The 14,458-nt window shown below is 71.2% G+C and carries 12 protein-coding genes and 1 pseudogene; 6 read left to right on the top strand and 7 right to left on the bottom strand.

What is annotated here, in order from left to right:
• Positions 1-54 precede the first annotated feature (54 nt).
• A complete protein-coding gene (locus VGJ14_05540) occupies positions 55-330 on the top strand; it encodes a DUF2530 domain-containing protein (protein ID HEY2831868.1) in 276 nt (91 codons plus the stop codon).
• Here VGJ14_05540 and VGJ14_05535 read toward each other — a convergent pair.
• Positions 327-1,136 carry a DUF3027 domain-containing protein gene (locus VGJ14_05535; protein HEY2831867.1) on the bottom strand — a complete coding sequence of 270 codons (810 nt, stop codon included), beginning with the start codon at positions 1,134-1,136 and terminating at the stop codon, positions 327-329. The two genes, VGJ14_05540 and VGJ14_05535, sit on opposite strands and share 4 nt — an antisense overlap.
• Before the next feature lie 144 nt (positions 1,137-1,280).
• Here VGJ14_05535 and VGJ14_05530 point away from each other — a divergent pair, with 144 nt between their 5' ends.
• On the top strand, positions 1,281-2,804 hold the full coding sequence (locus VGJ14_05530; protein HEY2831866.1) for an MFS transporter: 1,524 nt from the start codon (positions 1,281-1,283) through the stop codon (positions 2,802-2,804).
• A 221-nt stretch (positions 2,805-3,025) separates the two neighbouring features.
• Here VGJ14_05530 and VGJ14_05525 read toward each other — a convergent pair.
• Positions 3,026-3,211, bottom strand: a pseudogene (locus tag VGJ14_05525) (cold-shock protein).
• Between the two features lie 108 nt (positions 3,212-3,319).
• On the bottom strand, positions 3,320-3,928 hold the full coding sequence (locus tag VGJ14_05520; protein ID HEY2831865.1) for a hypothetical protein: 609 nt from the start codon (positions 3,926-3,928) through the stop codon (positions 3,320-3,322).
• Positions 3,929-4,024: 96 nt separating this feature from the next.
• Here VGJ14_05520 and VGJ14_05515 point away from each other — a divergent pair, with 96 nt between their 5' ends.
• Positions 4,025-6,448, top strand: a complete 2,424-nt coding sequence (locus VGJ14_05515; GenBank protein HEY2831864.1) for a helicase C-terminal domain-containing protein — start codon at positions 4,025-4,027, stop codon at positions 6,446-6,448.
• A gap of 91 nt (positions 6,449-6,539) precedes the next feature.
• Here the strand turns inward: VGJ14_05515 and VGJ14_05510 are convergent, their stop codons facing one another.
• Positions 6,540-7,658 (bottom strand): epoxide hydrolase, encoded by a 1,119-nt coding sequence (locus tag VGJ14_05510; protein ID HEY2831863.1) that lies wholly within the window; start codon positions 7,656-7,658, stop codon positions 6,540-6,542.
• Between the two features lie 32 nt (positions 7,659-7,690).
• Between VGJ14_05510 and VGJ14_05505 the strand changes: the two genes are divergently transcribed.
• Together VGJ14_05505 and VGJ14_05500 are read left to right on the top strand one after the other, a co-directional pair.
• On the top strand, positions 7,691-9,349 hold the full coding sequence (locus tag VGJ14_05505; GenBank protein ID HEY2831862.1) for a DNA repair helicase XPB: 1,659 nt from the start codon (positions 7,691-7,693) through the stop codon (positions 9,347-9,349).
• Positions 9,350-9,949: a metal-dependent phosphohydrolase gene (locus VGJ14_05500; protein HEY2831861.1), complete on the top strand. Its 600-nt coding sequence runs from the start codon at positions 9,350-9,352 to the stop codon at positions 9,947-9,949.
• 22 nt (positions 9,950-9,971) lie between these two features.
• On the opposite strand, the gene VGJ14_05495 is transcribed toward VGJ14_05500, so the two are convergent.
• Together VGJ14_05495 and VGJ14_05490 are read right to left on the bottom strand one after the other, a co-directional pair.
• On the bottom strand, positions 9,972-10,253 hold the full coding sequence (locus VGJ14_05495; protein HEY2831860.1) for a DUF4031 domain-containing protein: 282 nt from the start codon (positions 10,251-10,253) through the stop codon (positions 9,972-9,974).
• 73 nt (positions 10,254-10,326) lie between these two features.
• Complete coding sequence (locus VGJ14_05490) at positions 10,327-11,838, bottom strand: alkaline phosphatase PhoX (GenBank protein HEY2831859.1); 1,512 nt, start codon at positions 11,836-11,838, stop codon at positions 10,327-10,329.
• A 240-nt stretch (positions 11,839-12,078) separates the two neighbouring features.
• Between VGJ14_05490 and VGJ14_05485 the strand changes: the two genes are divergently transcribed.
• On the top strand, positions 12,079-12,573 hold the full coding sequence (locus VGJ14_05485; protein ID HEY2831858.1) for a peptidylprolyl isomerase: 495 nt from the start codon (positions 12,079-12,081) through the stop codon (positions 12,571-12,573).
• 79 nt (positions 12,574-12,652) lie between these two features.
• Here VGJ14_05485 and groL read toward each other — a convergent pair whose 3' ends face one another.
• Positions 12,653-14,293: a chaperonin GroEL gene (gene groL / locus VGJ14_05480; protein ID HEY2831857.1), complete on the bottom strand. Its 1,641-nt coding sequence runs from the start codon at positions 14,291-14,293 to the stop codon at positions 12,653-12,655.
• Positions 14,294-14,458: the final 165 nt, after the last annotated feature.

Raw genomic sequence — 14,458 nt, 5'->3', positions numbered from 1 at the left:
CTAACGAACTACCTCTGGAAATATTCCGCCCCGCCGGCGCCCTACCCTGGTGGTGTGACCGGGACCCGCCGCGCCGCAGGCGCCAAAGCCGCGCGGCGCCCCGATCCGCCACCGATGGAGATCGACGAGTCGCGGGTGATCTTGATCGGGATCATCTGCTGGGCGATTGCCTTTCTCCTGATGCTCGCCCTGCACAGCAAGCTCTCCGCGCACGGCAACGGCTGGTACCCCTGGACCGCGCTCGCCGGCATCGGCCTGGGCTGCTGGGGTTGGTACCTGACCCGCAAACGGGTCGTCGCCCGCAACGGCGAACGCCTTCCGGACCGCTAAGCCGGGTCGGGCTGCGCAGCTTCGCGGTCGACCACGATCGTGTCGAAGGCGATCTCGTCGAGCACCGGGTCCGGCCGTTCGGCCAGCGCCGCGGGCACCGCGACCACCTCGGAGTGCGCCCCACAGCCGTGGTCCAGCGACACCACCCGGCCGTCGTCCGGCGCCTGCTCGTTCGCACACACGGCGAACACCCGCCCCAGTGCGCCGGCCATCGGCACGGAGAACCCGCAGGTGCTGCACTGCCCCGGCGCGGCCACCGCGATCGGCGCGTCCGGACCTCGTTCCCCGCTGTACCAACGGTCGGTGGCGTCCTCCCGGCCGATCGGGGAGAGCACGCGGTGCTTGCCAACGCCGGCCTCGGCGGCGACCCACCACACCGCCTCGGAGATCGCCGGGTCGTAGCCCGGTGCCTCGTCGGCGGACCAGCCCGGGATCAGCCGGACGTCGTCCTCGGCCGGCGGGCGGATGTCGCCGGGGCCCAGGTCGCCGGGCTGGAGCCGGTCTTCCCAGGGCACCCAGGTCGGCGCCAACACCGCGGCCTCGCTGGGCAGCAGCACGGTCTCGGCCACGGTGACCACCTTCGCGCGCGAGGCCCGCACCACCGTCACCGCCCAGTTCCACCCCCGGTACGCCGCGTTCGTGCAGGCGAAGCGGTGGGTAACAGTGCGTTCCTCCTCGACGTCGTACCCGAGGTAGTCGCCGATCTCACCCGGCGCGACCTCCAGCGCTGCCTCGCGCGCGGCGTCGACTGCATCCACACATGCCGCGTCGGCCGTCGGACGTCGGTCCCGGGTGCTCAGTGCCATGACCCGATTGAACCTCATCAGGCCGACTGCTGCGGTCGGCGGCCTGCTGGTCGGCCCACCCCGATCCGAATTCGTGACGAACCACCGGCGAACCGGCCCGCGGCGCTCGTCGCTTCGCCACGGACACGGGGCAGGATAGGAACCGTGGAGAGCACCCCGCCGCCCCCGCGCCGCCCCGGCGGACCGGATCCCAGGGCGGTGGCGGCCTGGCGCGATGCCCTGCGATCGACCGGGCGCGTCGCCTCCAGGGCGGGTGCCACCACCCGACGCACCGTCCGGCGCGCCACCAACGCGCAGGGCGCGGGCGAGAGCGGCCTGGCCAAGCTGACCGAACTGTCCGGGGTGAATGCGGCCGGCGACGCCGCGGTGGCGGTGGCCCTGGCGGGCACGCTGTTCTTCTCGGTGCCGCTCGGGCAGGCGCGGGGCCGGGTGGCGCTCTACCTGCTCATCACCATGATCCCGTTCGCGCTGCTGGCCCCGTTGATCGGCCCGATGCTGGACAGGTTCCGCTCCGGCCGGCGCTACGCACTCGCGGTCACCTTCGGCATCCGCGCCTTCCTGGCCTGGTCCATGGTCGGCTCCGTCGCGGATGCCTCGTTGTGGCTCTATCCGGCGGTGTTCGGCGTGCTGGCCTGTTCGCGCGCCTACGGCGTCACCAGAGCTGCCGGCATCCCACGCCTGTTACCGCCGGCCGTGCCGCTGGTCCGGGCGAACTCCTGGATGAATATGGCCGGGCTGCTGTCCTCGGCGGTGGCCGGTGGCCTGGGCGCGGCGATCACCCACGTCGCGGGCCCGGAGTGGACGCTGCGCGGGGCGACGGTGATCTTTATCGTCGGCGCGGTGCTGGCCGTCCGGTTGCCCAAACGGGTGGACTCCGCGGCCGACGAACGCCCCGCGGCGATGTCCGAGACCGGGGCGGTGGCGCGCATCCGGCCCACCGAGCACCAGGCGAGCTACATCGGCCCCGCGGTGGAGTTGGGCCTGCAGGCCAACATGGCCTTCCGCGCCCTGTCCGGGTTCCTCACGCTGTTCCTCGCCTTCCTACTGCGTAAGGAACCGATCGGCGGGCTGGCCGACACCGCTGCGATCGGCCTGGTGCTCGGCGCGGTGGGCGTGGGCAGCGTGATCGGCACCGCGGTCGGGGCGCTGATGAAACAGAAGGCCCCCGAGGTCATGCAGGTGCTGCTGCTCGTTGCGCAGACCGTCGTGCTGCTCGGCACCACACTCGCCTGGGGCCTGGCCACCGTGCTGATCGCGGGCGCGGTCATCGGCATTGCGCAGACGCTGGGCAAGCTCGGCCTGGACGCGATGATTCAGCGCGACGTGGATGAGGACGTGCGCAGCTCCGCCTTCGCCCGCAGCGAGACCCGCCTGCAGTTGGCCTGGGTGGTGGGCGGCGGTTTCGGTACTGCGCTACCGCTGCGCGGCGACGTCGGCTTCGGCATCGCTGCCGGGGTGATGATCGCTGTGACGCTACAACTGATCACCCGGGCGCGGGACAACCGCCGCAACCGCACGCGCGGCATTGCCCCCGGCCCCACCCGGCAGCCGGACCCCGCTGCGCAACGGCCCCCGATGCCGGACTGGATCCAGCCTCCGATCACCCCGGGGACGCCGTTCCCCCCACTGGCCGCACAGCGCCCGGACCACGACCCCGGGCCCCGCTGAACCACGTTGCAAGGTGGTGGGGGCTAGACCTCGATGTCGGCGGCGACGGCGCGCAGCACGGCGGCGGTGCGGGAGGCCTCCTGGCCGGAGGGTTGCTTCCCGCGGCGGTAGGCGTTGGCGGTGTGGTCCAAGACCTTGATCAGGTCCTCCACGAGTACGGCCATCTCATCCGGGGACTTGCGGGTAGCCGCGACCACCGAGGGCAGCGGGTCCAGCAGTCGCACGGACAACGCCTGGTCCCCGCGACGGCCCTGCACGATGCCGTACTCGACCCGCAGACCCGGCTTGAGCGTGGCCACGCCGGCCGGCAGGGCGTCCTTGTGCACGAAGACATCCGGGCCGCCGTCGCGGGAGAGGAAGCCGAAGCCCTTCTCGGTGTCGAACCACTTGACCTTGCCGGTGGGCACCTTCGCGTCCTGTCCGTCACGTCCCACCTGCCAGGCACCCGGCCGGCCCGGGGACAGCGGCGGGACAACCAGCCCGAAGGTTACCCGGCACAGCTCGATTCGGCGTGTTCAGCTCCAGCGGGCATCGCGGACCAGCCGATGGCCCAAGTGCACCGCGATACCCAACCCGACCAGCTGCGGCCCCAGGTGCCAGCTGTGCGCCAGGCTGTGCCCGGCGATTTCCAACCGCGCCCTGGACGCGTCCGCTTGCTGCAGTTCGGTGGCCCGCAACCAGGCCCACAGCACGGCCAGGGTGAACCCGGCGAACGGGATGCCCAGCAGTGCCCGCACCTTGTCGCCGACCTCCCAGAACCGGGAGCGGCAGACCATGAACCCGCCGACGAGCACCGCCAGCAACCCAAAAAACTGCGGCCCGAGCGCACACACCGCCAGCGCGAAGCACTCCCAGCGCACCCGGCCCACCGCGGAGAGCAGATCCGGTCCGGGCTCGGAGTTCGGGGCCGGGCGGCGGACCCGCAACCACTCTTTCGGCAGTTCGCTGGTCCGGTGTCGGAGCTGCTGCCGCTCGGACTCCTCACCGCGTCGCACCACAGCGGCCAGCCCGTCCAGCGCCGGGGGCGAGGACGGGACCGCGGCGGGTGCCCGGGTCGGGGCGTGCCAGACCGGCGGCGGAGCCCCCTCGACCCCGCCGACGCCGCCATCGGGCATCACACCCATCCCAGTAACTATCTCTGATCCCACTAATAACAGTCGCGCGGCACGCGGTGGGCGTCACACCTCGTTCCCCACCGTGCTCGGCGTAGCGTTGACCGGATGACCACGGACGGCGCCGGCGGGCCACGCACGCTCGCGGATGATCTGCGGCAACGCAGCGACGCCGCGCTCGAGGCGCTGTTCGAATCCCGCCCGGATCTGCTGTCCCCGGTGCCCACCGACATGACCGATCTGGTCGCCCGCGCGGCCACCCGGCTGTCGGTGAATCGGGCTTTGGATCGGCTGAACCGCTTCACCCTCCAGGTGCTCGACGCCCTGGCCCACCTGCCCGACCCCACCGACCTCGACGCCATCGGTCGTCTCGTACCGGTCGACCGGGAGCCACTGACCGCCGCAGTGGCAACGCTGCGCGACCTGGCCCTCATCTGGGGCCCGGACGACTCACTGCGCCTGGTGCGTGCAGTCCGCGAGGCGGTCGGCCCGGGCCCGGGACGCACCGGCCCGCCGTTGGCGGTGGCCGCGCAGGGTTACCCCGCCGCCCGGTTGCAACAACTGCTGGTCGACCTCGACCTGCCCACCACCCCGGACCCGCCCAGCGCGTTGCAGCGCCTGCTCGAGGTGCTCGGCAACCCCGACCGCCTCGCCACCCTGCTCGCCGACGCCCCGCCGGCCGCCATTGACCTGCTGGCCAAGGTCGATGCGGGTGGCAGTGGCCGGGTGGAACGTGCCGATCGCGACGTGCGCCCGGCCGATGCCAACACCCCACTGGAGTGGTTGCTGGCCCGGGGCCTGCTCATCGCCATCGACGCGGACACCGTGGTGCTACCCGCCGAGGTCGCGGTGGCCCGCCGCGGAGGTGCCCTGTACCCGCAACCCGCACTGCACGCACCGCCGGCCACCCCGGTGCAGGTCGGGGTCACCGAGGCCGACCGGGCAGGCGCCGGACAGGCGATGATCACGGTGCGACTGGTGGAGGACCTGCTGGAGGCCTGGGCCACTGACCCGCCGTCAGTTCTTCGCTCCGGTGGCGGACTGGGCGTGCGGGACACCAAGCGGGTGGAGACGCTGCTGGGGGTGCCGGTCGAGCACGCCGCACTGATCGTGGAGATCGCCTACGTCGCGGGGCTGGTCGCCGCCGACGGCGAGGACCCCGAGTCCTGGGTGCCCACTCCCGCCTACGACCGCTGGTCGGCGCTGGACACCGCCCCCCGCTGGACGGTGCTGGCCTCCGCGTGGCTGACCACCAGCCGGGTGTGCTCGATGATCGGCACCCGGCCGGACTACGGCACCAACCGCGACCGCCCGTTGTCCGCACTGTCCGCGGATCTGGACCGCGCCTGGGCACCGACGCTGCGCGCGGGCGTACTCGACGAACTCGCCGCGCTGCCCAAGGGCATGACCGCGAGCCTCGCACAGCTCTGGGCCCGGCTGATCTGGCGCGCTCCGCGGCGCACCGGCACGCTGCAGGAATTGTTCGTGCGGGCCACCGTCGCCGAGGCCGCCCTGCTCGGCATCACCGGGCGCGGCGCGCTCACCACCTACGCCAGACGCCTGACCGGTGAGGCATCTGACGCCGCGTCGGAAAAGCTGGAGAAGCTGCTGCCGACCCCGCTGGACCACGTGCTGATCCAGGCCGACCTCACTGCCGTGGCGCCGGGCCCGCTGCAACGCGAGCTCGCGATGGAGTTGGCGCTGGCCGCGAAGGTGGAGTCCACCGGCGCCGCCACCGTGTACCGGTTCTCCGAAGGGTCCATCCGTCACGCCCTGGATGCCGGCCGCAGTGCGACGGACCTGCACGACCTGTTGGCCCGCGTCTCACGCACCCCGGTGCCGCAGCCGCTGAGTTACCTGATCGACGACGTGGCCCGCCGACACGGGCAGATCCGCGTCGGTGCGGCCGGTGGTTACATCCGGTGCGACGACGAGAGCGTGATCGCCGAGTTGATCGCGGCCAAGCGGGCGGTGCCGCTGAAATTGCGTCGGCTCGCGCCCACCGTCGCGGTGGCCGGCGTCGGACCGGACGTGGTGCTGGCCAAGCTGCGCGAACTGGGCTACGCGCCCACCGCGGAATCCGCGAGCGGTGCGGTGGTGCTCACCTCGCCCGGCGCCCGGCGCACCGGCTCACGCACGCCGCCCCGCCCGGTCAGCGGGGAACGCTCGCTACCGCCCACCCTGGCCACCGCCGCGGTGCGCGCCCTACGCGCCGGGGATCGGGCCGCCGCCGCGGGCAAGCGCGCTTCGGCGGCCGAACGCGCCACCGCCGCGTTGCGGGAGGCCACCGACGTGGGCGCCGCGATCGGCTTCCCGCGGGCGGCCACCGCCACCACCCTGGACCGGTTGCGCACCGCCGCGGCGGCCGGGGAGTCCGTGTGGCTGGGCTACGTCGGCGACGACGGCACCGCCACCGAACGCATCGTCGACCCGCTCACCCTGGACGGCGGCGTGCTGCGCGCCTTCGACCACCGGCACAACAAGGTGCGCAGCTTCAAGGTCTCCCGCATCCGCGCCGTCGCCGACGCCTGACCCCGCCCCGACACGCATCTTCGGGTCGTGTAGCAACGCATCAAGCACCGTCGATACGTGTCTACCCGGCCCGAAGTTGGCGGGTCGGGGGTCAGCGCAGCGGGCCGAAGAACGTGCGGAGCTCGACACCCAGGCTCTCCGGCACCTCCATCGAGGCGAAGTGCCCGCCCTTGGGCAGGTCGTCGTTCCAGTACCGCAGATCGGAGAAGCGCTGCTGCACCCAGGCCCGCGGGATCTTCGCGACCTCCTTCGGATACACCGATGCGCCGGCCGGCACCGCGACCGGGAACGTGCCCAGATGCCGTGGGTAGCTCTCCCAGTAGATCCGCGCGGACGACGCACCCGCCGCGGGCAGCCAGTAGAGCATCACGTTGTCCAGCAACCGGTCCCGGCCGACCGCCTGCTCCAGGTCACCGTCGTGATCGGTCCAGGCCCAGAACTTGTCCACGATCCAGCACAGCAGCGCCGTCGGAGAGTCCACCAAGCCGTACCCGACGGTCTGCGGCCGGGTGGACTGGATCGCCGAGTAGCCGGAGCCGCGGTTGCGGAACTCCGCGGTGGCCGCCAGCCCGGCCTGTTCCCGCTCGGTGATTGGCGCGCCCTCGACGGGCAGCGCCCGGGGCAACGTCATGTGCACGCCCACGCAGTGCTCGGGATCAACCGCGCCCACCGCAGCCGTGACGAACGAGCCCCAGTCCCCGCCGTGCGCGCCGTACCTGCCGTACCCCAGCTGCGCCATCAACCCGGCCCACCCGGCCCCGATGCGCTGCACACCCCAGCCGTGCCGGGTCGGCTTGGCGGAGAACCCGAACCCCGGCAGCGTCGGACAGACCACATGAAACGCATCCGCCGGATCCGGCGGTTCGGTGAGCAGGTCGAGGATGTCCAGGAACTCGATCACCGACCCCGGCCAGCCGTGGGTGAGCAGCAACGGCAGCGCGCCGGGGTGCGGCGAGCGGGCCTGCAGCACGTGGATGCCCAGGCCGTCGACCTCGACGATCGACTGATCGCGGGCGTTGAGCTCGCGCTCCACCCGGCGCATGTCGTAGTCCTCGGCCCAATACGCCGCCAGCTCCTGCGCGTAGGTCAATGGCATGCCCTGCGACCAGTCCTCCACGGTCTCCGGCTCCGGCCACCGGGTGGCCCGCAACCGGGCCCGCAGGTCCTCGATCTCGGCCTCGGAAATATGCACCCGGAACGGCGTCGGCATACTCCCGGACGCTAATCGGTCAGAATTGGTCCGTGAACGACGGCCCGCTCATCGTCCAGTCCGACAAAACCCTGCTGCTCGAGGTGGATCACCCCGGCGCGCCCGAGTGCCGGCGCGCCATCGCGCCCTTCGCCGAGTTGGAGCGCTCCCCCGAGCATGTGCACACCTATCGGCTCACTCCGCTGGGTCTGTGGAACGCCCGCGCGGCCGGGCACGACGCCGAGCAGGTGGTCGACGCGTTACTGAAGTACAGCCGCTACGCGGTGCCGCACGCGCTGCTGGTCGACGTCGCGGACACCATGGACCGCTTCGGCCGGCTGCGGTTGGAGAAGCACCCGGTGCACGGCCTGGTGCTGGTCGGCTCCGACCGCCCGGTACTCGAGGAAGTCCTGCGCAGCAAGAAGGTCACCCCGCTGATCGGCGCGCGGGTGGACCCGGACACGGTCGTGGTGCACCCCTCCGAACGCGGCCACCTCAAGCAGGTGCTGCTCAAGCTGGGCTGGCCCGCGGAGGACCTGGCCGGTTACGTGGACGGCGAGGCGCACCCGATCGACCTGCGCGAGGAGGGGTGGACGCTGCGGCCCTACCAGCGGGAAGCCGCGGAGAGCTTCCTGCACGGCGGCTCCGGCGTGGTGGTGCTGCCCTGCGGCGCGGGCAAGACGCTGGTCGGGGCGGCGGCCATGGCCAACGCCGGGGCGACCACGCTGATCCTGGTCACCAACACCGTCTCCGCGCACCAGTGGCGCACCGAGTTGCTCAAGCGCACCTCGCTGACCGAGGAGGAGATCGGCGAGTACTCCGGGCAACGCAAGCAGATCCGCCCGGTCACCATCGCGACATACCAGGTGATGACCACCCGCCGAAAAGGTGTGTACCAGCACCTGGAGGTCTTCGACGCCCGGGACTGGGGCCTGATCGTCTACGACGAGGTGCACCTGCTGCCCGCGCCGATCTTCCGGATGACCGCGGACCTGCAGGCCCGCCGCCGGCTGGGGCTGACCGCGACGTTGATCCGCGAGGACGGCCGGGAGGGCGACGTGTTCTCGCTGATCGGCCCGAAGCGCTACGACGCCCCGTGGAAGGACATCGAGGCGCAGGGTTACATCGCCCCAGCGGACTGCGTCGAGGTGCGGGTGACGCTCACCGAGCACGAGCGGTTGGCCGTGGCCACCGCGGAACCCGAGCAGCGTTACAAGCTGGCCTCCACGACCCGCACCAAGGCGCGCCTGGTGGAGGCACTGGTCGCGCAGCACGCCGGGGAGCAGATCCTGGTCATCGGTCAGTACCTGGAGCAGCTCGACGAGCTGGGCGAGCGACTCGGCGCCCCGGTGATCAAGGGCGAGACCACCATCCGCGAACGGGAACGGCTCTACGACGCGTTCCGCACCGGCGAGATCAGCCTGCTCGTGGTGTCCAAGGTGGCGAACTTCTCCATCGACCTGCCCGACGCGACAGTGGCCATCCAGGTCTCCGGCACCTTCGGCTCCCGGCAGGAGGAGGCGCAGCGGTTGGGCCGGGTACTGCGCCCGAAGGCCGACGGCCGGGCCGCGCGGTTCTACGCGATCGTCGCCCGGGACACCCTCGACCAGGATTTCGCCGCGCACCGGCAGCGGTTCCTGGCCGAACAGGGCTACGCCTACCGGATCATCGACGCCGAGGACGTGCTCGACCCGCACGCGGAGCAGGACTGAATGCTCGTCGACGCGTGGGCGGCGCTGCTGCCCGACGCCCCTGCGCTGGGTCGGCAACTGGTCGCCGACTGGGGCGATCCCGCCCGTCGATACCACAATCTGACGCACCTTCAGCACGTGCTGCGACGAATCGACGAACTGGCCGACCATCCCACCGACCTGCGCGCGGTGCGGCTGGCCGCCTGGTACCACGACGCGGTGTACTCCGGGGCGCCGGACGACGAGGAGCGCAGCGCCCGACGCGCGGAAGCCGAACTGACCGAAGCCGGCCCGGGGCCCGCGCTGGTCGCCGAGGTGGCCCGACTGGTACGCCTGACGGCACATCACAATCCGCCGCCGGGCGATCGCAACGGGGAAACGTTGTGTGACGCCGACCTGGCCATCCTCGCGGCCCCGGCCGCGGATTACGCCGCGTACACCCGGGCGGTGCGTGTCGAGTACGCGCACGTGGACGACGCCGCATTCCGCTCCGGTCGGGCCGCGGTACTGCGCTCGCTGCTGGACCTACCGATGCTGTTCCGCACCCCGTTGGGCCGCACCGTCTGGGAACCGGCGGCCCGCGCGAATCTGCGCGCGGAGCTGGAGACGTTGACGGTCTGACGCAGCCTCAGACCGTGTCCGTTCAAGATGCGCGCAGCACCCGCTCGGGCACCCGCCGCCGGCGCAAGCCGGCCCGGAGCAGGGCCTGCACCAGCTCTCGCGAGGACACCGGTCGGGCGCCCGCCGCGACCATGTCCTCGTACCACTCGCCCGGCACGTCGTAGTGGTCCCGGTCGAAGGCCCGAGCCGGGATACCCGCGTGCAGGGCGAATGCGTGCAGCTCCTGGAGATCGACGTCGCTGGCTACGTGCGACCACATCCGGCCGTGACCGGGCCACTGCGACGGATCAATCAGGATCGCCATGCACTCCACGATAAGCGGCCGGAACCCGCCCGTTCGGGAAATGTGCACATCCGCACATGTTTCCGCGGCGTCCTCAGACGTGGGTCCGCCAAGGTCCCTGAATCGCGAAGACCGTGCCCGGCTCCTGCACATTGGCGAACAGGGTGCGCCGGTCGGGGCTGAAGTTCGGGCCGGTGAACTCCGGCGCGCCGCCCTTCCAGGTGGCCTCGGTGCGCGCGATGGCATACGTGGTGCCCATCGGGGTGGCGCCGAGCAGGTGATTCTGTCCATCGCCGTCCTCGGCGATGATCAGCCCGCCGTAGGGCGAGATCGTGATGTTGTCCGGCCCGTCCACCGCGGTGTCCTTGTCCTGGTCCGGGGCGTAACGCAGCACCAGCTCCAGCGTCTGCGCGGCCGGGTCGAAGAACCACACCTGGCCGGAATGCGCCTGCGGGCTGTGGTCCTCCTCGGGCTTGGCGAACGAGGACACGATGTAGGCCCCGCCGTTGCCCCACCAGGCGCCCTCGAGCTTGCGGCTGCGGGTGATCGCCGCACCGCCGCCGGTCAGCAGATTCCCGGCGCCGTCGAAGGTCAGGTACGCGAATTGCTTGCGGGTGGAGACCTGCTGCGCATCCCGGTCCGGCACGGGCAACCAGTCGACCCGGTACTTCGTGCCCGGCTCGGTGGTCGTCGAGAGGTCGGCGACCGGCAGCCCGAACCCGTCGTACGCGCGCATCGCCTCCAGCGTGCCGGCCGTCGCGCCCATCCGCCGCAGCACGCCGCGGCCGAGCTTGCGCCGCCCCAGCGGCGGGGTCCACCGGTAGATCAACCCGTTCGGCCACTCCGCGTCCTCGGTCAGGTACAGGTGACCGCGCAGCGGGTCGACGGCCACGGCCTCGTGCGGGAACCGGCCCAAGCACTTGATCGGCTGCGGGTCGTTGTTGGCCTCCGGCCGGGTCGGGTCGATCTCGAAGACGTACCCGTGGTCCTGCGTGCGAGCGTCCTCGCCCTTGCGCGCCTCGGTCTCCTCGCAGGACAGCCACGTCCCCCACGGGGTGACCCCACCCGCGCAGTTGTGGTCGGTGCCGGCCAGGCTCACGTACTCACGCTCGCGGTGCCCGTCCGGGTCCAGCACGATCGCGGTGACCCCACCCGGGCAGACCGGGTCATAGGTCAGCCCGGGCAGCGCCGGCACTGGGTAGGGAATCTGCATCGTCGGCGGCGGGCTCTGCTCGTGATTGTTGACCAGCACGGTGCGCCCGCCGGAGGCCGGGAAGCTGGCCGAGCCGTCCTGATAGCCGGGCGTCTCCCCGCCGTCCACCAGTCGCGTTCGACCCGCTTCGGCGATCACCGAGTAGGTGAATCCCGCCGGCAGCGACAGCCGCGCCGCCGGGTCGATGAGCAGCGCGCCGTAGCCTTCCGCGGCGCTGCCCAGCGCCGGGGTGTCGGCCGCGGCCGGGGCACCGGTCAGGCCGGGCGTGTTCCCCGATGCCGGTTCGGTGTAGGCCACCGGGCGGGACGCGGCATGCCGGCGGCCGGTCAGCAACGGTTCCAGGCTGCCCGCGAAGGCCAGACCGAGCCCGCCCGCCAGCGCTGCACCCAGCACAGCACGCCGAGGGGGTCGACCGGGTTCAGGTGCCAGGTGATCGCCGCTGCATACCTCGTCCATGCCTGCCCCGCCCTTCCCGACGCGCGGTTCCCGCGCGCTCCCCCGGAGCGTGATCCCAGCTCATGTCCGGCGTGTGAACCCCACCCGAAACCGACGCGGAGTCCGCCCGAAATGCACCGATGCGACGAGGTCCCTAGGGTGGGGAGCGAACCCATCCGATCGGCGACAGGAGGCCGCGTGAGCGAGAAAGACGTCTACTTCGATGTATCAGTGGACGGGAAGTCCTTGGGCCGGATCACCTTCAAGCTCTACGACGACGACGTCCCCAAGACCGCCAAGAACTTCCGGGAGCTCGCCACCGGTGAGCACGGCTTCGGCTACCAGGGCAGCCCGTTCCACCGCGTCATCCCCGGCTTCATGCTGCAGGGCGGCGACTTCACCCGGCAGAACGGCACCGGCGGCAAGAGCATCTACGGCGAGAAGTTCGCCGATGAGAACTTCGACCGCAAGCACGACCGCCCCGGCCTGCTGAGCATGGCCAACGCCGGACGCAACACCAACGGCTCGCAGTTCTTCATCACCACGGTCATCACCTCGTGGCTCGACGGCAAGCACGTGGTGTTCGGCGAGGTCGTCGAGGGCATGGACGTGGTGACGGCCATCGAAGCGTTGGGCACCGATTCCGGCACCACCAAGGGCAAGATCACCGTCGACGCCAGCGGCACCGTCTGAGCGGCGCCCCCGTAAGCGCCCGGAACGCCGAACGGCCCGAGCTTGCGCTCGGGCCGTTCGCTTACAGCTGGGGGGCGGGCTAGAAGTCCATGCCGCCCATACCGCCCATACCGCCGCCGCCGCCCATCATCGCCGGGTCCGGACCCTTCTCCGGCTTGTCCGCGATGACGGCCTCGGTGGTGAGGAACAGGCCGGCGATCGACGCGGCGTTCTGCAGCGCCGAGCGGGTGACCTTGGCCGGGTCGATGATCCCGGCCTTGATCAGGTCCACGTACTCGCCGGTCGCGGCGTTGAGGCCCCAACCGATCTCGAGGTTGGAGACCTTCTCCGCGACGACGCCACCCTCGTGGCCGGCGTTGATCGCGATCTGCTTCAGCGGGGCCGACAGCGCAACCTTGACGATGTTCGCGCCGGTGGCCTCATCACCCTCGAGGTCGAGCTTGGCGAAGGCGGTCTTGCCGGCCTGCAGCAGGGCCACGCCGCCACCGGCGACGATGCCCTCCTCGACCGCGGCCTTCGCGTTGCGCACCGCGTCCTCGATGCGGTGCTTGCGCTCCTTGAGCTCCACCTCGGTGGCCGCGCCGGCCTTGATCACCGCAACACCGCCGGCCAGTTTGGCCAGCCGCTCCTGCAGCTTCTCGCGGTCGTAGTCGGAGTCCGAGCGCTCGATCTCCGCACGGATCTGGTTGACCCGCCCGGCGATCTGGTCGGCGTCACCCGCACCCTCGACGATGGTGGTCTCGTCCTTGGTGACGACCACCTTGCGCGCCCGGCCCAGCAGGTCCAGGCCGGCCGACTCGAGCTTGAGGCCGACGGTCTCGCTGATGACCTGACCACCCGTCAGGGTGGCGATGTCCTGCAGCATGGCCTTGCGGCGGTCACCGAAGCCGGGTGCCTTGACGGCGACGGACTTGAAGGTGCCGCGCACCTTGTTCACGACAAGCGTGGCCAGGGCCTCGCCCTCCACGTCCTCGGCGATGATGGCCAGCGGCTTGCCGGACTGCATGACCTTCTCCAGCAGCGGCAGCAGGTCCTTGACCGAGGCGATCTTGCCCTCGACGAGCAGGATGTAGGCGTCCTCGAGGGAAGCCTCCATGCGCTCCGGGTCGGTCCAGAAGTACGGCGAGATGTAGCCCTTGTCGAAGCGCATGCCCTCGGTGAGCTCGAGCTCGAGACCGAAGGTGTTGGACTCCTCGACGGTGATGACGCCTTCCTTGCCGACCTTGTCCATGGCCTCGGCGATCATGTCGCCGATCTGGGTGTCGGCCGCGGAGATGGACGCGGTGGCCGCGATCTGCTCCTTGGTCTCCACCGGCTTGGCCATGTTGGTCAGCTCCTCGCTGACCCGCTCCACCGCGGCCTCGATGCCCTTCTTCAGCGACATCGGGTTGGCGCCGGCGGCCACGTTGCGCAGGCCCTCGCGGACCAGCGCCTGAGCCAGCACGGTCGCGGTCGTGGTGCCGTCACCGGCGACGTCGTCGGTCTTCTTCGCGACCTCCTTGACCAGCTCGGCCCCGATCTTCTCCCACGGGTCCTCGAGCTCGATCTCCTTCGCGATGGAGACACCGTCGTTGGTGATCGTCGGCGCCCCCCACTTCTTCTCCAGGACGACGTTGCGGCCCTTGGGCCCCAGCGTCACCTTGACGGCATCGGCGAGCACGTTCATGCCGCGCTCGAGACCGCGCCGCGCCTCCTCGTCGAAGGCGATGATTTTGGCCATTGCTTCGGGTCCTCCCGGCTTACGGGTGAGCAGGTGGACGGTGCCCGCGACGGACGACCGAGGCGCTCGGCGACCCATTGCGCGCCGTTACCCCGGCCTCACCGGCCGACCTGTATTTATCACTCCACACATGAGAGTGCTAAGCCAAGTCTTAGCACTCGACCC

Source organism: Sporichthyaceae bacterium (assembly GCA_036493475.1).
GTDB lineage: Bacteria > Actinomycetota > Actinomycetes > Sporichthyales > Sporichthyaceae > DASQPJ01.
This window is presented reverse-complemented; position numbering and strand designations above follow the sequence as displayed.